We start from the raw sequence: 18,557 nt of genomic DNA, 5'->3' as shown, positions 1-18,557 counted from the left end.
TTCGGGCGGGAACGCCGGCTGGGTCACCCCGGGGCAATCGCGGCAACCGCCACCTGCTTTTTGGAAGCACACATGCGTCATCAATCTTCCGCCCAGCCCGAATCCGCCTCTGTCGAGGCGGTTGGAGCCTCCGCCGGGCGTCAGAAGTCCGGTCCGAAGCCTGCCGTGCGCGCGCGTGATCTTTCCGCGCTGGCGTGGGTGGCGCCCAATATGCGCGCCGCACTCGACGATGCCGTGCGCGAGTTTGGCGAATACGCGGCTGAGGTCATCGCCAATCCGGAGGTCATCGGTGCGCGCGATACGACGTCGCTGCGCCTGGCTGGCCAGTATCTGCACCAGGCTGCCGGCGCACTGCTGATCGTCGGCCTGCGTGGTGCCGACGTGTATTGCCAGGCTGCCAAGCGCCTGCTCGAAGCCGTCGATGCCGGCGCGGTACCCGCCGACGCGCAGACGCTGGATGTGTTCTCGCGCGCCGTGCAGGCGTTGCAGGAATACGTGGCCGACCTGATGGCCGGCATGGCCGAAGAGCCGCTGCGCCTTTTCCAGCCGTATCAAACCGTGCTCGCCCGTCTGGGCGAAGAGCGTATTCACCCGGCTGACCTGTGGGCCGATGAGCTGCGCCACCTGCCGGCGCTGCTGCTGCCCTCTCGCGATCTGCCGGGGCTGGCACGCCTGCGCCGCAAGTTCGAACTCGCGTTACTGACTGCACTGCGCGCGCCGGCATCCAATGCCGAGGGTGCGCAGGTGGATCCATCCGCCGCCGCTGCGGCCTACGCCCCCCTGGAAGACCTGCTGCATGGCATCCGTGCGCTCGAGCGCGAACCGCGCCGCGCCGGGGACGACCTGCAGCGCGACCTGTGGCTCGTGCTGGCGCTGACCTTTGGCGCTTTGCGTGCCGGCCTGGTGCCGGCTGACATGACGGCCAAGCGCCTGGCGGCACGCGTGAACCTGCTGCTGCGCCAGTACTCACACAACAACGTCCACCTGCCGCAAGGCCTGCTGACCGACGCGCTGTACCTGTTGGCCGGCATGGCCTACGGCAACGCACCCGCGGCGCCGGTGGGCGACGACACGCTCGGCCCGGACATCGTTGCCTGCGTGCAGGCCTTTGCGATTCCGCCCACGCACGCACCTGCGGGCGCACTGCACACGCGCCAGTACTACGCGTTGCTGCCAACGGACACCAGCGACACGCTACAACGCGTTGGCCGATCGCTCGAAACGCTCAGCCAACAACCTGCACCCGCTGCGGACGAACTCGACGCCGCGCTGCAGACGCTCGCGCTGCATGCCCATGCGTTGGGCCAGCCAGCCCTGTCTGAGCTGTCGAACCGCCTGACCGAAACCGCTGAGCAGGACATTGCGCCCACGCTGCAATTCCTTTCGCGCATGTTGGCCCGCCCGTGGGCGTTGCATGGTGAATCCGGCGACTTGCGCAGCGCGTGGTTTGCCGCCCGTTGCAGCGAACTGGCCGAACACGCCCGCGCGACGCAAGACGGTCACGCGGTACCTGCACCCGCATGGCTTACGCTGCTGGCCGAAGAAGCCGCACAACGCCGCGCGCGCGCCGAGCAGGTTCGTGGGCTGCAAACGCTGCTGGCCTCTGCCGAAACGCACCTCGACGCCTTCGAGCGCGAAGGCGAAGAAAGCGGCGGCCTGCAAGAAGCCGCCCGCCTGTTCGGCGAGATGCAGCGTGCCTTTGCCGCGCTCGACGCCCTTGAGGCCGTGCACGCCACCGAAGCCGCGCAATCGACCATCAACGCGCTGCAAGCCGCGGGCGAGGGCGCAACCGCCGATCGAGAACGCTATCTGGCTGCGCTGGCCGCCAACGTCAGCGGCTTGCAGGCCCTGCTCGACGCGCTGTCTGCCGGCACTGAACTGACCGGCGGCCAGGTCGACGAGATCGTCATCGAAGGCCAACTGACGCCGACCGAGCGCGAAACTGCATGGCGCGAGTTCGCCTTCGATACCGAATCCGGCATGCTGGTCCGTCGCGAGCCGCAATCCGAAACGCAGGCCGGCGCAGACATTGCCAACGCCGATGCCGCGTCGCCGCTGCAATCGCTGCTTGACCGCCTGCTGGCCAAGCAACCGGTCGACCCGGCCGACCCGCTCGCCGCCGAGTTGCGTACCGCACTGCAAGAAGCGCGCGACGCCGCCGCCATCGACGACGATCCGGCTCGCCGCCGTCGCCTGGAAGAGGCGCTGGCCCAGTTCGACGCATGGCAGGTTGGCAGCGCCGGTGCGCTTGAGCGCATGCAGGCCGCATTGGCGGCACCGGCTGCCGTGCCTGCCGCAGCCACCGCACCCGCGCCTGCTGCCGCGCGGGATACCCAATCCATTGATGCCGAGCTGCTCGACATCTTCCTGTCCGAAGCCGAAGAAGTCTTGGCCGGCGTGCGCGCCGATCTGCATGGCCTGCAGGCCGCCGCCGATATGGGCACGGGTGGCCTGGCGGCCGGCTCCGACCTCGACTTGCTCACGCAACTGCGTCGCGCGTTCCACACGCTCAAGGGCTCGGGCCGCATGGTCGGCCTCACGCGCTATGGCGAAGCCGCCTGGGCCATCGAGCAGGTCATGAATGTTTGGCTGGCCGAGAGCCGCGTGCCGACGCTTGATCTGGCCGCGCTGCTGACGCGCGCCGAGTCGGAGCTGTCGACGTGGGCCGCCGCCATTGCGCAATCGCCGCAAGCCGATCACGCCATTGAACCGCTGGTCGCCGCCGCAGAGCGTGTGCGCCATGGTGGTCCGTTCGTGTGGCTGGAGGCCGTGCCCGACACGCACGCAACTGCCGAACACGCTGAGCCACAAACGCCTGAAGCGCCGGCGGTGGAAACCGCATCGCACGATGTGGACGCGGTCCAGCCGATGGAGCTGGCCGCGCCGGATGTGCCCGTTGCGCAAGCCGAAGACGCCGTCACGCTCACGTGGGATGACGAACCCGCGCTGCCCGAAGTCGAAGCGCCGATGCCTGAGGCCACCGCACCGGTGGTCGAGCATGAGGCAGTCGAGCCGGTGGCGGAGCCCGTCGAAGAGGCCATTCAGGAAACCGCCGCTGAACCGGTTGCCGCCGATGCCGATGCCAAGGTGATCCCGTTCCCGTTCGCGCAGACCGGCGAGCAGGAGGAGGCACCGCACGACGATGGCGTGAAGGAGATCGGGCCGGTTCGCATCAGCGTGGCGCTGTACAACGTCTACCTGCAAGAAGCCGATGATCTGATCCGCCGCCTGGGCGTGGATTTTTCGGAGTGGCGTCACGAAGGCCGCACGCCGCCGAGCGAGCTGGCCCTGCGCGCCGCGCACACGCTGCAAGGCAGCTCCGCCGTGGTCGAACTGGAACCGGTGCGCCAGTTGGCAGGCGCGCTGGAGCAAGTGCTGCTGAACCTGAACAGCCGCCCGGTGGCGATGCATCCTGGCGATTTCCGCTTGCTCGACCAATCCATCGAGCGCATGCGCGGCATGCTGCATCAATTTGCTGCGAGCCTCTGGCCGGAAGCGGACGAGCCGCTGCGCCGCAGCCTGGACGAGCTGTGCGAGCGCCTGCTCGTGCGTCCGCGCCTGCCGCTGGAGCCGGCGCCTGCCGCCTTTGCCGAAGCCGAACAGGCCGAGAACGAAACCGCTGGCCTGGCCGGCGAGCCCGGGTTTGAACCGGCGGAGATCGCGCCGACGTTCGTGCCGTCGCTGGTGCCCGTGCATCAGTCGCCGGTTGCCGAGCCGGCGGTGGGTGAGCTGGTCCGCCAGGCACCGGCCGACGCACTCGACCCGGCGCTGCTGGAAATTTTCCTGGAGGAAGCGCACGTCGCGCTGCCCGAGCTGGGCCAGCACCTGCGTGCGTGGGAAGCCGCGCCACAGGACCGCAATGCCGCCGGCCTGCTGCTGCGCAACCTGCACACCGTCAAGGGCAGTGCGCGCATGGCCGGCGCCATGACCCTGGGTCAGGCCGCGCACGAAATGGAAAGTGCCATTGAAGGCGGCCTGCGCCAGAACCGTGTGGACGACGCCCTGTTCCGCAAGCTCTACGTCTGGTTTGACCGCATCCAGGCGCATGTCGATGCGCTGGGCGCAGGCAACCTGCTGCCCCTCGACGCCGGTCTTGCCGATGCTGCCGATGCGCAGCAGACGGCCGCCGACGTGCAGGCATCGTCCGGCGCATCGATGCTGCCGGCTGTTGCGGTATCGACGAGCGTCGATCTGACCGGCACGCGCAGCCCTGAAGCCGAAGCCCTGGAAGTGGCCGAACGCCAGCGTGCGATGGTGCGCGTGCAGGCGCGTGCGCTCGATTCGCTGATCAACGATGCCGGTGAAGTCGGTGCCGCGCGTGCGCGTCTCGAGTCGGAAGTCGATGCGCTCAAGACCTATCTGTCGGAACTGAACGACAACGTGGCGCGTTTGCGCTCGCAGGTGCGCGAGATCGAAATCCAGGCCGAAACGCAGATGGAGTCGCGCATTGCCGATGCGGCCGCGCACGACGAATCGTTCGACCCGCTGGAGTTCGACCGCTTCACGCGCTTGCAGGAACTCACGCGGATGATGGCCGAATCCGTCAACGACGTGGCGACGGTGCAGCAGAACTTGTTCCGCGGTTTCGATCAGGCGTCGCTCGATCTGGAAACGCAGGCACGCCTCACGCGCGGCTTGCAGCGCAGCCTGATGCGCGCGCGCATGGTTCAGTTCGATACCGTGGCCGACCGTTTGTATCGCGTGGCCCGCCAGGCCGCGTCGGAAACCGGCAAGGAAGTCCGCCTGTTCATCAAGGGCGGTACGGTGGAACTGGATCGCAGCGTGCTGGACCGCATGGGCGGCCCGCTGGAGCACATGATTCGGAACGCCGTCGCGCACGGCATTGAGTCCGCCGACGATCGCCGCGCCAAGGGCAAGGCTCCCGCTGGTGAACTCACGCTGGAAGTGCAGCAGGAAGGCAACGAAGTCGTGCTGCACTTCGTGGACGACGGTGCGGGTTTGAATCTTGACCGCATCCGCGCGCGTGCGTTGGAGCGCCAACTGCTGGCCGCCGACGAAGAAGCCAGCGACGCGCGCCTCACCGAGATGATCTTCACGCCGGGTTTCTCCACGGCCGATCAGGTGTCGGAACTGGCCGGACGTGGCGTGGGCATGGACGTGGTGCGTGCCGAAACCGTCGCCCTGGGCGGGCGGATCTCGCTGCAGACCACGCCGGAAGTCGGCACGCGTTTCACCATCCACTTGCCGCTGACGACTGCCATTACGCAGGTGCTGCTGGTGCGCGTGAGCGAGCGCGTGTACGCGATTCCGTCAGGCATGATCGACCACGTACAGCAACTGCGTCCGCAGGCGCTGGCTGAGGCGTACAACGCGGCTGCGCTGCAATTGCCGACGGGCCCCGTGCCGTTCCACTACTTCGGCGCGCTGCTCGAAGAAGCGACGTCCGTCACGGGCGGGCGCAAGTACTCGCCGGCCGTGGTGGTGCGCAACGGTGCCGAGCGCGCCGCCGTGCACGTCGACGAAGTGATCGGCAACCGCGAAGTGGTGGTCAAGCACATCGGCCCGCACCTTGCACGTCTGGAAGGTATTGCCGGTGCGACCACGCTGGGCGACGGCGAGATCGTGCTGATCTACAACCCCGTGGTGCTGACGCAGCGCTTCGAGCGCGAAGCCGCCGCACGTGGTCTGTCCGATCAGGAAGCGACGGGCGCCGTGGCCGAGCTGCACCGCGACGGCAGCACCGACGCCGTGCCGGGTCTGGCTACACAGCCGATCGTCATGGTGGTCGACGATTCGCTCACGGTGCGCAAGGTCACGCAGCGTCTGCTCACGCGCTCCGGCTACCAGGCTGTGCTCGCACGCGACGGTGTGGATGCGCTGCGTCAGCTGCAGGAGATCACGCCCGATGCAATGCTCGTCGACATCGAAATGCCGCACATGGACGGCTTCGACCTCACGCGCAACGTGCGTGCGGACGAACGCATCGGCGCCACGCCGATCATCATGATCACCTCGCGTACGGCGGACAAACACCGCCGCTACGCCGCGGAGATCGGCGTGAACGTCTACCTGGGCAAGCCGTACAACGAAGAGGAACTGCTCCAGCATCTGCGCAACCTCATCGGCGAGCGCGCGCCGGCGGCCAACGCAGGCTGACGACACGCTTCGCAGAAACAACAACGGGCCGGTGTTCTACCGGCCCGTTGTTGTTTGGTGCGTGGTGATCTTCAACCTTCGGCGCCGGTCTTGCTCAGTGCCGCCGCTTCAGCGCCCGATGTGCGATGCGCCTTGGTGACGGCATAGCGGTCGAGCGTGGCCGCACGTGCCCCCGCGTGATCGACGATGGGCAAGGGATACGTCTGGCCCAACACGACGCCCGCGTCTTTCAGCACATTGGCCGGCGCCGTCCATGGTGCGTGGATGTACTTGTCGGGCAGCTTGCCCAACTGCGGCAGGTACTTGCGGATGAAGCGGCCCTGCGGATCGAACTTCTCCGATTGCGTGACCGGGTTGAAGATGCGGAACCAGGGCTGCGCATCGCACCCGCTGGACGCCGCCCACTGCCAGCCGCCGTTATTGGCGGAGAAGTCGAAATCGTTGAGCACGTCGGCAAAATATTGCTCGCCGCGTCGCCAATCGACGCCAAGGTCCTTGATGAGAAAGCTGGCCGCCACCATGCGCAGGCGGTTGTGCATGTAGCCGCTCTGGAAGATCTGCAGCATGGCCGCATCCACCAGTGGGTAACCGGTGCGCGCGTCCTTCCACGCTTCGAAGCGCGTGTCGCCAGTGTCCCCTTCTACCCAGCGGATGCGATCAAACTCCGGGTGAAACGCGGCGCCATCGGCCAGATCGGGGCGGTGATGCAGGATCATGAAGTAGAAGTCACGCCAGACCAGCTCCGACAGCCACGTCGCCGCGCCCCGGCTGCCGCGCAGCATGGCGGCATGTGCGCGCGCCGCGAGCGTGCGGATCGACACGGTGCCAAAGCGCAAATGCGTTGACAGATAGCTGGGCCCGCGCACGGCGGGAAAGTCGCGGCGCGCATGGTAGTCGTCCATGCGGTCTTCAAACTCGTCGAGCAATGCTTGGCCGCCCGACATGCCGGTGGGCAGGGCAATCTCCGACAGGTTGGTGCGCGTGAAGCCCATCGCTTCCAGCGCGGGCGTGGCGGGCGCAAGCGCCTGCGGCGGCTTGGCCAGCGCGCCGAAGTAGGGCTCTGTGGGATACGCGCGCAAGTCGAACGGCGTCAGCGCTGCCAACCATGCGTTCTTGTAAGGCGTGAAGACGCCATACGGTTTGCCTTGCCCGTTCAGGATTTCGTCGCGCTCGAAGATCACCTGATCCTTGAAATCGAACCAGGCGCAGGGCTGCTGGGCCAGCACTTTGCGCACCGCCTCGTCGCGGGCCTGCGCAGAGGGTTCTTCGTCATGGTTGGCGAAGACGGCTTCGATGTTGAGCTTGCGCGCGATCTCCGGAATCGCGTGGCGCGGGTGATCATGCACGACGATGAGGTCGCCGCCGGCCTCGCGCAACGCGCTTCGCAGTGCCTCGATGGACGCGCGGATGAACTCGATGCGGCGGTCGGCCCTAAGCCCGCGCGCAAGCAGCGCGTCGAGGATGTCGCGGTCGAACACGAATACGCAATAGACCTGGCGGCAGTGGCGCAAGGCATAATGCAGCGCCGCGTGGTCAAAGTGCCGCAGATCGCGCCGAAACCACACCAGACCGCGCTGGAAATGCGCTTCGATGGCATAGGGTTGGCGGTTTCCAGTAGTGGGCGGCATCGGGTGGTTGTTGGCTGATCCAAAGATTGGCTGAGCGTATAACAAAATCCGGCAAAACCCCGTAAAAACCCCGCCGCGTCCTCTTCTTCACGTTGTTGTCATGGCTGATTCCTCTGCTCGTCTTCCGCTGTATCGCATCCTGCAATCCCAGGGTTTCGGCACGCGCCGCTATTGCAAGGACCTTGTACTCGCGGGTCTGGTATTCATCAACGGCGTCGAGATGGAAAGCCCCGATGCGCTGGTCGATACCGCTGGCTTGGTGCTGGATGTCGACGGCGAGCGCTGGGCGTACCACGCCCGCGCCTATCTGATGCTCAACAAGCCGGCTGGCGTGGAGTGCTCGCAGAAGCCGAAACATCATCCGAGCGTGTACACGCTGCTGCCCGTGCCGCTGCGCGAGCGGGCTGTGCAATGCGTCGGCCGGCTCGACCAGGACACCACGGGTCTGCTGCTGCTCACCGACGATGGCCAGTTCGTTCACACCGTCACCAGCCCGCGCCACCAGGTGCCTAAGGTGTACGAGATCACCACGGCGGAGCCCGTAACCGATGCGCAGATCGCCCAGTTGTGCGCCGGCGTGCTGCTGGCTGACGAGAATGAAAACGTTGCCGCCGCCTGGGCCGAGCGCGTGGACACACACCACCTGCGCATGGCGCTCACGCAGGGCAAATACCACCAGGTAAAACGCATGGTGGCGGCCGTCGGCAACCATGTGGACGGGTTGCACCGCAGCACCATCGGCGGGTTGTCGCTGGGGGATCTGGCGCCGGGCGAATGGCGCTGGCTGGAAGCCGCGGATCTGGAAGCGCTGAACACCACGCCGCCGCACGCTGCCGGGGCGAGTGCTTAAAACGCCACAATGCGCCACAATGCGCCACCCCAAAAAACTTTGCGCCCCGGGCCGATTCCTCCAAATGAAAGGGGCAGTGGTCGGGGGCTTTTGGTAAACTAGCCTCATGGCCTCGCCGGACGCACTTATCAATCTCACGAATCAGTTCCTGATCGCTATGCCCGGCATGGCGGATTCCACGTTTTCGGGCACGGTCGTCTACATGTGCGAGCACAATGAGCGCGGCGCGCTTGGGCTCGTGATCAACCGCCCCATCGATATCGACTTGGCGACGCTGTTCGACAAGATCGACCTCAAGCTCGAAATCCATCCCCTCGCAGAACAATCCGTGTACTACGGCGGCCCGGTGCAGACCGAGCGCGGCTTCGTGCTGCACGACGCCACGGGCGCCTATTCGTCGTCGCTGGTGGTGCCGGGCGGGCTGGAAATGACGACCTCCAAAGATGTGCTGGAAGCCGTCGCCCAGGGTGGCGGGCCCCATCGCTTCATCCTGACCCTCGGGTATGCCGGCTGGAGCGCCGGTCAACTGGAAGACGAAATCAGCCGCAATGGCTGGCTGACTGTCCAGGCGGATCCCGAGATCATCTTCAACGTGCCTCCTGAAGCGCGGTTTGCCGCGGCGCTGAGCCTGCTCGGCATCAACCCTGCCATGCTGTCGGGTGAGGCGGGGCATGCCTGAGCCCGCATCGTCGACGGGCCTGGCCACCGCTTCCGTGCCCGCAGAGGGCACCTTGCTGGCATTCGATTACGGCGAAAAACGCATCGGCGTGGCGCTGGGCAACTCCATCACGCGCTCGGCGCGGGCGCTGGAGACCATTCCTAACCGCTCGGTCGATTTCCGTTTCGCGCAGATCACGCGGCTGGTTGGCGAATGGCAGCCCGTCGGCTTCGTGGTCGGCATGCCCGTCCACCCCGACGGCGAAGAGCAGCCGATGATCAAGCTCGCCAAGCGCTTCGGCAATCAATTGCACGGCCGCTATGGCCTGCCGGTCACCTGGGTGGACGAGCGGTATTCTTCGATCGCCGCGCAGGACGCCGGCGCCTCCGACGATGTGCTCGACGCAGAAGCCGCGCGCATCATCCTCCAACAGTTTTTCGACGAATCATGACATCGCAACAGATCGATGCCGAGGCCCTCTACCAGAGCCTCGTCGCACAACTGCGCACGCGGATGGCCGACGGCCATGCCTGGTCGGTGGCTGGAATCGTCAGCGGCGGCGCCTGGATCGCCAAGCGTCTGGCGCATGACCTTGGCCTGCCGGAATATGGCGTGATCAACGTCGCCATGCATCGGGACGACTACGCCAAGAAGGGCCTGCACGCCAAGGCACAACCGACTACGCTCCCATTCGACGTCAACGAGCGCCGCATCCTGCTGGTGGACGACGTGCTGGCCAGCGGCCGCACCATCCGCGCGGCCATCAACGAGCTGTTCGACTATGGTCGTCCGGCAGCGGTGGAGCTGGCCGTATTGGTCGACCGCGGCGAGCGCCAACTGCCCGTTGCCCCGGATTACATCGGTGAGCGCATCACGCTGCCGCCCAACGAATCGCTCGTGCTGAGTGAAACCGGGGAGGGCGCTTCCGCACGCTTTACATTCACGCGCGAGCCAAAGGGTGCCTGACCCGCGCTCTGCATGGCTTCTGCATTGTCCTGACCTGTCCTGACCTCGTCGCCTTTCGTTTCTCATGCCCAAGACTTTCGCCAACCCGCAGCTCACGAAAAACGGCGAGCTCAAGCACCTGCTGTCGATCGAGGGTCTGTCGCGCGACATCCTCACGCACGTGTTGGACACCGCGCAGCAGTTCGTCTCCGTATCGGATTCCGACCGCGAGGTGAAGAAGGTGCCACTGCTGCGCGGCAAGAGCGTGTTCAACCTGTTCTTCGAGAACTCTACGCGCACGCGCACCACGTTCGAGATCGCGGCCAAGCGGCTGTCGGCAGACGTGATCAACCTGAACATCAATGCGTCGTCCACCAGCAAGGGTGAGTCTCTGCTCGACACCATCAACAACCTGTCTGCCATGCAGGCAGACATGTTTGTCGTGCGGCATGCCAGCTCCGGGGCGCCGTACCTGATTGCGGAACACGTTGCGCCGCACGTGCATGTGATCAACGCCGGCGATGGGCGCCATGCGCACCCCACGCAGGGGCTGCTCGACATGTACACCATCCGCCACTACAAGAAGGATTTCTCCAACCTGACGGTGGCGATCGTCGGTGACATCCTGCACTCGCGCGTGGCGCGCTCCGACATCCACGCCTTGACCACGTTGGGCTGTGCGGAAGTCCGTGCCATCGGCCCGCGCACGTTGTTGCCGGGGGGGCTGGAACACATGGGTGTGCGCGTTTTCCACAACATGGAAGACGGGCTGAAGGGCGTGGACGTGGTCATCATGCTGCGTCTGCAGAACGAACGGATGAGCGGTGCGCTGCTGCCCTCCGCGCAGGAGTACTTCAAGGCGTACGGGCTCACGCAGGAGCGCTTGGCCCTGGCCAAGCCGGACGCCATCGTCATGCACCCCGGCCCCATGAACCGCGGCGTGGAGATCGACTCCGCCGTGGCTGACGGCGTGCAGTCGGTGATCCTGAACCAAGTGACGTTCGGCATTGCGGTCCGCATGGCCGTGATGGGCATCGTGGCTGGCAATAACGACTAAGAAGAGCGATGAAACTGCATATCAAAGGCGGCCGGCTGATCGACCCGGCCAACGGCATCGACGCGCAACAGGATTTGTACATCGCAGCGGGCAAGGTGGTGGGTGTTGGCCACGCGCCGGCGGATTTCCATGCCAACAAGACTGTCGACGCGACGGGCTTGGTTGTTTGCCCCGGCCTGATTGACCTGTCCGCCCGCTTGCGTGAGCCGGGCTTCGAGTACAAGGCCACGCTTGAATCGGAAATGGCCGCCGCGATGGCCGGCGGCGTGACCTCGCTGGTGTGCCCGCCGGACACCGATCCCGTGCTGGACGAACCAGGCTTGGTGGAAATGCTCAAGTTCCGCGCGCGCAATCTGAACCAGGCGCACGTGTATCCGCTCGGCGCGCTCACTGTTGGCTTGAAGGGTGCGGTGTTGACGGAGATGGCCGAGCTGACCGAATCGGGCTGCGTTGGCTTCTCGCAGACCGATGCGCCGATGGCCGACACGCAAGTGCTGATGCGCGCGCTGCAGTACGCACAGACCTTCGGCTTTACCGTCTGGCTTCGCCCGGAAGACCCGTATCTGGGCAAGGGGGGCGTGGCGGCAAGTGGCCCGCTGGCATCGCGCCTGGGGCTCTCGGGGGTGCCGGTGATTGCCGAGACTGTGCGCCTGCACACCATCTTCGAGCTGATTCGCAGCACGGGCGCCCGTGTGCACCTGTGCCGCCTGTCGTCGGCTGCCGGCATTGAACTCGTGCGCCGTGCCAAGGCAGAAGGCTTGCCGGTCACGTGCGATGTGAACGTCCACCATATCTCGCTCACCGACGTGGACATCGGCTACTTCAATTCGCAGATGCGCTTCGTCCCGCCGCTGCGTTCGGGCCGCGATCGCGATGGCATTGTGCGCGCGCTGGCCGATGGCACCATCGACGCGATCTGTTCCGACCACACGCCCGTGGATGACGACGAGAAGCTGCTGCCATTTGCCGAGGCCACGCCCGGCGCGACCGGCCTCGAAACCCTGCTGCCGCTCACGCTGCGCTGGGCTACCGAGCATAAGGTCGAGCTGTCGAAGGCGCTGGCCCGCATCACCAGCGAGCCTGCTCGCGTGCTCGGCCTGCATGCGGGCTCGCTGGAAGTCGGTGCGATGGCCGATGTGTGCGTGTTCGATCCGGATGCGACCTGGAAACTCGAGCCGCGCTCGCTGCGCAGTCAGGGCAAGAACTCACCGTACCTGGGCTTCGAGCTGGCCGGCCGCGTACGTGCCACGATGGTCGCCGGCCATCTTGCCTATGACGGGCATTGACCAACGCATGGAAAGCGCGCCCGCCGAGGCGGGCACGCCGCAGCGCAAGCATGTGTTGCGCAAGCTGCGGCTGCTCGTGCATCTGGCCGAAGGCCTCACCACGTGCGCGCTGCTGTTCTGGTGGATCAAGCCTGAAACCAAGCAGGCGCTGATTCAGCGCTGGTCGCGCAAGTTGCTCGCGCTGTTCCGCGTCTCGCTCGTTGTGCATGGCGAGCAGGTTGCGGGCAAGGAACTGGCTGGCTCCATGCTGGTATCCAACCATGTGTCGTGGATCGACATCTACGCAATCAACAGCTGGTACCCGCCGCGCTTCGTCGCCAAATCAGAGATTCGCAGTTGGCCGGTGATTGGCTGGCTCTGCGCGCAAACGGGCGTGCTGTTCGTCGAGCGCGCCCGCAAGCGCGATGCGCATCGCATCATGCACGTCATCGCCGATGCGATGCGTTCGGGCGATGCCATTTGCGTGTTTCCCGAAGGCACGACATCTGACGGGCTGCAGTTGCTGCCGTTCCATGCCAACCTGTTTCAGGCGCCGGTCAGCGCTGGCGCACCGATTCGTCCCCTGGCGCTGCGCTATCGCATTGCCGCGACGGGTGAGTTGACGACCATCCCCGCGTATATCGGCGATCTGTCGATGATGGACACCATCAACGCCATGCTCAACGGGCCGCCGTTGGTGGTGGAAGTTCTGGTGGGCCCGGCCGTGGCGCCCGAGATGGATCGCCGCGCCTTGGCTGCCCACAGCCAGGAAGCCGTTGCCGCGTTGATCGGCAGGGCAGGCTAGGGCCGCCGACTTACTTCTTCTTGTGTGCGAGCGGGTCCTGCACCTGCTCGCAATCCACCTGCACCACGTCACGCCCGGCCGGCGCCAGCGACATTTTGGCCGCCGTGAGCTTGCCGCCCCACACGCAGCCTGTATCCAGGCCCATCACATCGTCGCGCATCACCAGGCCGCGTGTTGACCAATGCCCGAATACGATCGGCGTGCCGCGCGTGCGACGGCCCGGCACGTCGAACCACGGCATGTGGCCATCCGGAGCGCCATCGGCGTCCGTCGTTTCGAAGTCCATTGTGCCGTCGGGCTTGCAGAAGCGCAGGCGCGTCAGGGCGTTGATGGTCAGGCGCAGTCGGTCCATGCCGACGAGATCGTTGCTCCACTTGTCCGGATGGTTGCCAAACGCATCGGCCAGGAACGTTTTCCAATGAGGGCTGCGCAGCTCACGCTCCACCGCACCGGCCAGCTCCAGTACGTCGCCCGTCGTCCACTGCGGCAGGACGCCGGCGTGCACCATCAGGAAGCTGTTTTCGAAGATGGCCAGCGGCTGGTGTCGCAGCCAGGTGACGAGTTGGTCGCTATCGGGGGCGGAGAGGATGTCGGCGATCGTGTCTCGCTTGCCCGGTCTCCGTACGCCTGCCGCTACCGCAAGCAGATGGATGTCGTGGTTGCCAAGGACGGTGCGTGCGCGTCCTGATTCGCAATGCGCGATGACTTGGCGCAGCGTGGCCAGCGAGTCGGGGCCGCGGTTGATGAGGTCACCGACGAAGCGCAGGGGGGCGTGGGCGGGGAGGGCTGCCAGCAGGGTTTGGAGGGGGGAGCAGCAGCCTTGGAGGTCGCCGACGGCGTGGGGGGTGGTCGATTCAAAAGAGGGACTAGGCACGATCAATCAAATGGGAATAACGCCGGTTTGCGACCCGGGCGCCTCGATTATTACAACGTGCAACAAATTTCTGGAGGCCTTCCCGGGAGAGTGCATAGGGGAGCGATAGAATACGGCGTTTGCCGTGATACGCACGGCAGTTTGCTGTTTTGCCGCCTTTGTTGCGGGGACGGCGTGGACCTCAGCATGCTATGACTGGCAGGCCCATGACAGGTAGGAGTGTAGAGTTTGCCCCATATTTTGGTAACCGGTGGCGCTGGGTTCATCGGCGGCAACTTTGTGCTGCGGTGGCTGTCCGATCCGACTGCGGATGGAGTCGTCAATGTCGATAAGCTGACCTACGCAGGCCATCGCGCTACCCTTGCCGGAGCCCATCTCGATCCGCGCCATCGCCTGCTCCAGTTAGATATCTGCGACTTTGCTGCATTGCAGGAGCTTTTCGGTGAGTATCGGCCCCGTGCAGTGGTGCACTTTGCAGCCGAAAGTCACGTTGATCGATCGATTCAAGGACCGGCCGCTTTTATCCAAACCAACCTTGTCGGAACGTTCACATTGTTGGACGTGGCTCGGGCGTACTGGCACAGTTTGGATTCTGAGAGTAGGGCGGCTTTCCGCTTTCTTCATGTCTCGACGGATGAGGTGTTCGGTTCGCTCGGTCCGGGTGCTCCGCGCTTCTCCGAAACAACACCATATCGGCCCAACAGCCCCTACTCTGCATCCAAGGCTGGCGCCGATCACCTCGTTCGGGCCTACCATCACACGTATGGGTTGCCTGTTATCACGGCCAACTGCTCGAATGGTTACGGGCCTTACCAGTTTCCCGAGAAATTGATTCCAAAGATCATCACCAACGCACTGGCTGGAAAGCCCCTGCCGCTCTATGGCGATGGCCTCAACGTTCGTGATTGGCTGTTCGTCGGTGATCTGTGCTCGGCGTTGTGCGAAATTCTTGCAAATGGGCGCGCAGGCGAGAGCTACAACGTGGGAGGTGGCAACGAGCGATCGAATCTACAGATCGCCCACGCCTTATGCGACCTGCTCGATGAACTGCGCCCCAAGGACAAAGGTTCGTACCGCGAGCAGATTCGCTTTGTCGAGGACCGCCCCGGTCATGATCGGCGCTATGCCGTCGATGCCGGTAAAATCCGCCGCGATCTGGGTTGGGAGCCTAAGGTGTCGTTCGATTCGGGCTTGCGCAGTACGGTCCAATGGTTCCTGGATAACCCGGCGTGGGTACAGGCGGCCGTTCATGGCGAAGAATCTGCCGGAACATCGGCCGAACAGCATGCGAGTTGATGTTGAAGTCCGGCCCACGCTATTGCTGACCGGCTGCAACGGGCAACTCGGTTTCGAACTGCAACAGCGGCTGGCTATCCTTGGGCGTGTGGTCGCATTGGATCGCGTTGCTTGCGATCTTGCGCAGCCCGCGGCTTTGCGCAAGGCGGTGCGCGAAGTCCGGCCCGATGTGATCGTGAACGCGGCGGGCTACACCGACGTGGACCGAGCAGAGGCCGAAACCGAGCAAGCCTTTGCCATCAATGGCCTTGCTGTCGGCCTTCTGGCGGAGGAAGCCAAGGCAATGGGCAGCCTGCTTGTGCACTACTCGACAGACTATGTCTTCGATGGACGCAAATCGGGCCCTTATCTTGAAGTCGATGCAGCCAATCCACTGTCGATCTATGGCAAAAGCAAACTGGCCGGGGACTTAGCGATTGCTCAAAGCGGTGCTCATGCCTTGGTCTTTCGTACAGGCTGGGTCGCGGGTATGCACGGGCCCAATTTTGCCAAGACCATTTTGCGATTGGGGCGAGAGCGTCATGCCTTGCGCGTGGTCGCTGATCAGGTTGGGGGGCCTACCACCGCGGAGTTGATTGCAGAGGTCACCACCGATTTGTTGGCACGCTACTGGCAATTTGATGATCGGCAGAGTTTTCCTTTCGGGCTCTATCACGTGGCGGCCGCGGGACAAGTGAGCTGGCATGACTATGCAGTGGAGGTGCTGAGGCATGCGCAGAAGCGGGGCGTTGCTTTAAGGGCAGGGCCTGAACACGTTGTACCCATTTCCGCGGCGGACTACTCGGCGGTGGCGCCACGCCCGGCATATTCTTGCCTGGACACCTCCAAGCTACGAAAGACGTTCGATATCGGGTTGCCGGACTGGAAGGTTGGTTTGCTGCGCATGCTGGACCAGATTCTTCATTTGCCGGAATTTACGGTGCGAGATGTTCAATAGGGCCACGTGAGAATCGCTCTGAACGATGGATGCCCATGAAACTGAAAGTGACGCAAACCGCGTTGGCGGATGTATTGCTCCTTGAACCGAAGGTATTCGGCGACGAGCGCGGGTTCTTTTATGAAAGCTTTAACGCGCAAGCTTTCGAAGCGGCAACTGGATTGAATCGCGTATTCGTTCAGGACAACCATTCTGGATCTGTGCGCAACGTGCTGCGTGGCCTGCACTACCAGATTCAGTATCCGCAAGGAAAGCTCGTGCGGGTCGTTGCCGGTGAAGTTTTTGACGTGGCGGTCGACCTGCGCGGCCACTCCCCTACGTTTGGTCAGTGGACTGGTGTCACGCTTTCGGCTCAGAACCGGCGGCAACTGTGGATTCCAGAGGGTTTTGCGCATGGCTTTCTGGTGCTGTCCGAGCACGCAGAACTGCTCTACAAAACGACGGAATTCTGGCATCCGGAGTTTGAGCGGTGCTTGCTTTGGAATGATGTCGAAGTAGGCATTCAGTGGCCTATCAGGGAGGTGCCGACGTTGTCGCCCAAGGATCGTGTTGGGCAACCGTTGCGCAAGGCTGAAGCTTTTATGCTGCCGTAATTTTGAACGACGTGGAATTCGGGGGAGAGGAGAGTGGTAGGACTAATTTACAATTATGCGTTAAATCTCGATTGCTCAAAATGAAGATTATTCCCGTCATCATTTCCGGTGGTGCCGGCACGCGGCTCTGGCCAGTGTCGCGCGAGTCGTATCCGAAGCCGCTGCTCAAGCTGGCTGATGGTGAAAGCCTTCTCCAGAAAACGTTCAAGCGAGCCACCTTGTTCCCCGAGGTGCCCGAGGTCGTCCTAGTCACGAACCGCGAGACGTATTTTCTGACACGTGATGAATGCCAGGAAATCAACGATTCACAAATCCCCCTTGGATTTGTGCTGGAGCCGTTTGGTCGAAACACAGCAGGGGCCGTGGCTTCGGCGGCATATTGGATTCGGCAACGCCATGGCGCGGATTCCGTGATGCTGGTTTTGCCAGCCGACCATCTCATCGAGGATCTGAATCAGTTCAAGGCTGTCGTCGAAACTGCAGCAGCGGCTGCTTTGGACGGGCGCATCGTTACCTTTGGTATTCGTCCGGCATCGCCGGAGACCGGTTACGGATACATCGAGTTGGATGCCGGTCAGGGGCGGGAAGGCGTCCACCCGGTAGTTCGATTTATCGAGAAGCCCAAGCTGGATGTCGCTGAAGCGTTCGTCGCAAGCGGAATCCATCTATGGAACTCGGGCATGTTTTGCTTTACCGCGGGCTCCATCACGGAGGAGTTCGCTAAGCTCGTGCCGGATTTGCTGCAAGCCTGTGAACGGAGCGTCGATTCGGGGAGCGAGGCAACGTCCAGCGGTTGTCGCTCGCTCGAACTGAACGCGGAGGAGTTCAAGCATGTCGCAGACATTTCGATTGACTATGCTGTCATGGAGAAGTCCGATCGTGTTGCTGTGGTGCCTAGCAATATGGGGTGGAGCGATATCGGGTCATGGCATTCCATCAGTGAGCTGACACCTCCTGATTCGCAGGGCAACCGCATCTATGGCGACGCGCTGCTACATGAAGTCAGTAATTGCTACATCAAGAGCGAGGATCGTGTGGTCGGCGCGGTTGGTGTAAAGAATCTGATCATCGTCGATACGCCGGACGCGCTACTTGTTGCCAATCGCGACAACACCCAGGACGTGAAACACATCGTGGGCCAGCTGAAGAAAGCCGGTCACGATAGCTATCGAATTCACCGGACGGCGCATCGCCCATGGGGCACCTATACGGTGCTTGAGGAGGGAGACGGTTTTAAGATCAAGCGCATCGTGGTGAAACCGCATGAGCAGTTGTCCCTGCAGATGCATCACCATCGCAGCGAACATTGGATTGTGGTCAGCGGCTCAGCGACGGTCGTCAACGGCGAGCAGACAATCCAGTTGCAGCCCAATCAATCCACCTATATTCCTGCAGGTCACAAGCATCGCCTGATCAACCCAGGGGTGATCGACCTGATCATGATCGAAGTCCAATGTGGCGAGTATCTCGGAGAGGACGACATTGTCCGTTTCGAAGACTCCTATGGACGGGCATCTTGAAAGCTGGCGCGA

General features: G+C 63.8%; 14 protein-coding genes. 12 read left to right on the top strand and 2 right to left on the bottom strand.

Annotated elements, in window-relative coordinates; all coding sequences use genetic code 11:
- The first annotated feature begins 72 nt into the window (after positions 1 to 72).
- Complete coding sequence (locus tag R2N16_RS00585) at positions 73 to 6,117, top strand: hybrid sensor histidine kinase/response regulator (RefSeq protein ID WP_316663511.1); 6,045 nt, start codon at positions 73 to 75, stop codon at positions 6,115 to 6,117.
- A 71-nt stretch (positions 6,118 to 6,188) separates the two neighbouring features.
- On the opposite strand, the gene R2N16_RS00580 is transcribed toward R2N16_RS00585, so the two are convergent.
- The gene (locus R2N16_RS00580) at positions 6,189 to 7,745 is read right to left on the bottom strand and encodes a cryptochrome/photolyase family protein (RefSeq protein ID WP_316663509.1); all 1,557 of its coding nucleotides are present in this window, start codon (positions 7,743 to 7,745) and stop codon (positions 6,189 to 6,191) included.
- A gap of 100 nt (positions 7,746 to 7,845) precedes the next feature.
- On the opposite strand from R2N16_RS00580, the gene R2N16_RS00575 reads away from it, so the two are divergent.
- The 7 genes from R2N16_RS00575 (at position 7,846) to R2N16_RS00545 (ending at position 13,325) form a co-directional block, all read left to right on the top strand.
- Positions 7,846 to 8,595 carry a pseudouridine synthase gene (locus R2N16_RS00575; RefSeq protein WP_316663507.1) on the top strand — a complete coding sequence of 250 codons (750 nt, stop codon included), beginning with the start codon at positions 7,846 to 7,848 and terminating at the stop codon, positions 8,593 to 8,595.
- Positions 8,596 to 8,701: 106 nt separating this feature from the next.
- Entirely contained in the window at positions 8,702 to 9,274 is a 573-nt protein-coding gene (locus R2N16_RS00570) for a YqgE/AlgH family protein (RefSeq protein WP_316663505.1), read from the top strand.
- The gene (ruvX, locus tag R2N16_RS00565) at positions 9,267 to 9,704 is read left to right on the top strand and encodes a Holliday junction resolvase RuvX (protein ID WP_316663503.1); all 438 of its coding nucleotides are present in this window, start codon (positions 9,267 to 9,269) and stop codon (positions 9,702 to 9,704) included. The genes R2N16_RS00570 and ruvX overlap by 8 nt, the downstream gene beginning before the upstream one ends.
- A complete protein-coding gene (gene pyrR, locus R2N16_RS00560) occupies positions 9,701 to 10,219 on the top strand; it encodes a bifunctional pyr operon transcriptional regulator/uracil phosphoribosyltransferase PyrR (RefSeq protein WP_316663502.1) in 519 nt (172 codons plus the stop codon). Before ruvX ends, pyrR begins: the two co-directional genes overlap by 4 nt.
- Before the next feature lie 64 nt (positions 10,220 to 10,283).
- Positions 10,284 to 11,255 carry an aspartate carbamoyltransferase catalytic subunit gene (locus R2N16_RS00555; protein ID WP_316663500.1) on the top strand — a complete coding sequence of 324 codons (972 nt, stop codon included), beginning with the start codon at positions 10,284 to 10,286 and terminating at the stop codon, positions 11,253 to 11,255.
- Between the two features lie 8 nt (positions 11,256 to 11,263).
- A complete protein-coding gene (locus R2N16_RS00550; RefSeq protein ID WP_316663498.1) occupies positions 11,264 to 12,541 on the top strand; it encodes a dihydroorotase in 1,278 nt (425 codons plus the stop codon).
- The gene (locus R2N16_RS00545) at positions 12,528 to 13,325 is read left to right on the top strand and encodes a lysophospholipid acyltransferase family protein (RefSeq protein ID WP_316663495.1); all 798 of its coding nucleotides are present in this window, start codon (positions 12,528 to 12,530) and stop codon (positions 13,323 to 13,325) included. The genes R2N16_RS00550 and R2N16_RS00545 overlap by 14 nt, the downstream gene beginning before the upstream one ends.
- Before the next feature lie 10 nt (positions 13,326 to 13,335).
- Here the strand turns inward: R2N16_RS00545 and R2N16_RS00540 are convergent, their stop codons facing one another.
- Positions 13,336 to 14,199 (bottom strand): symmetrical bis(5'-nucleosyl)-tetraphosphatase, encoded by an 864-nt coding sequence (locus tag R2N16_RS00540; RefSeq protein ID WP_316663493.1) that lies wholly within the window; start codon positions 14,197 to 14,199, stop codon positions 13,336 to 13,338.
- 228 nt (positions 14,200 to 14,427) lie between these two features.
- Between R2N16_RS00540 and rfbB the strand changes: the two genes are divergently transcribed.
- From rfbB to R2N16_RS00520, 4 genes are all read left to right on the top strand, one after another.
- Positions 14,428 to 15,495 (top strand): dTDP-glucose 4,6-dehydratase, encoded by a 1,068-nt coding sequence (gene rfbB, locus R2N16_RS00535; RefSeq protein WP_316663491.1) that lies wholly within the window; start codon positions 14,428 to 14,430, stop codon positions 15,493 to 15,495.
- Complete coding sequence (gene rfbD / locus R2N16_RS00530) at positions 15,449 to 16,432, top strand: dTDP-4-dehydrorhamnose reductase (protein ID WP_316663489.1); 984 nt, start codon at positions 15,449 to 15,451, stop codon at positions 16,430 to 16,432. The genes rfbB and rfbD overlap by 47 nt, the downstream gene beginning before the upstream one ends.
- A gap of 35 nt (positions 16,433 to 16,467) precedes the next feature.
- Entirely contained in the window at positions 16,468 to 17,025 is a 558-nt protein-coding gene (gene rfbC, locus R2N16_RS00525) for a dTDP-4-dehydrorhamnose 3,5-epimerase (protein ID WP_316663486.1), read from the top strand.
- A gap of 80 nt (positions 17,026 to 17,105) precedes the next feature.
- Positions 17,106 to 18,545: a mannose-1-phosphate guanylyltransferase/mannose-6-phosphate isomerase gene (locus R2N16_RS00520; RefSeq protein WP_316663484.1), complete on the top strand. Its 1,440-nt coding sequence runs from the start codon at positions 17,106 to 17,108 to the stop codon at positions 18,543 to 18,545.
- The last annotated feature ends 12 nt before the right edge of the window (positions 18,546 to 18,557 follow it).

The organism is Ralstonia psammae (assembly GCF_958405935.1).
GTDB lineage: Bacteria > Pseudomonadota > Gammaproteobacteria > Burkholderiales > Burkholderiaceae > Ralstonia > Ralstonia psammae.
The sequence above is the reverse complement of the archived record's forward strand: the minus strand, read 5'-3'. Positions and strand labels throughout refer to the sequence as shown.

Excerpts from the sequence above, each read along its gene's own strand:
- R2N16_RS00585 (WP_316663511.1), top strand. The coding sequence starts at position 73 with ATGCGTCATCAATCTTCCGCCCAGCCCGAATCCGCCTCTGTCGAGGCG.
- R2N16_RS00580 (WP_316663509.1), bottom strand. The coding sequence starts at position 7,745 with ATGCCGCCCACTACTGGAAACCGCCAACCCTATGCCATCGAAGCGCAT.
- R2N16_RS00575 (WP_316663507.1), top strand. The coding sequence starts at position 7,846 with ATGGCTGATTCCTCTGCTCGTCTTCCGCTGTATCGCATCCTGCAATCC.
- R2N16_RS00570 (WP_316663505.1), top strand. The coding sequence starts at position 8,702 with ATGGCCTCGCCGGACGCACTTATCAATCTCACGAATCAGTTCCTGATC.
- ruvX (WP_316663503.1), top strand. The coding sequence starts at position 9,267 with ATGCCTGAGCCCGCATCGTCGACGGGCCTGGCCACCGCTTCCGTGCCC.
- pyrR (WP_316663502.1), top strand. The coding sequence starts at position 9,701 with ATGACATCGCAACAGATCGATGCCGAGGCCCTCTACCAGAGCCTCGTC.
- R2N16_RS00555 (WP_316663500.1), top strand. The coding sequence starts at position 10,284 with ATGCCCAAGACTTTCGCCAACCCGCAGCTCACGAAAAACGGCGAGCTC.
- R2N16_RS00550 (WP_316663498.1), top strand. The coding sequence starts at position 11,264 with ATGAAACTGCATATCAAAGGCGGCCGGCTGATCGACCCGGCCAACGGC.
- R2N16_RS00545 (WP_316663495.1), top strand. The coding sequence starts at position 12,528 with ATGACGGGCATTGACCAACGCATGGAAAGCGCGCCCGCCGAGGCGGGC.
- rfbD (WP_316663489.1), top strand. The coding sequence starts at position 15,449 with ATGGCGAAGAATCTGCCGGAACATCGGCCGAACAGCATGCGAGTTGAT.
- rfbC (WP_316663486.1), top strand. The coding sequence starts at position 16,468 with ATGAAACTGAAAGTGACGCAAACCGCGTTGGCGGATGTATTGCTCCTT.
- R2N16_RS00520 (WP_316663484.1), top strand. The coding sequence starts at position 17,106 with ATGAAGATTATTCCCGTCATCATTTCCGGTGGTGCCGGCACGCGGCTC.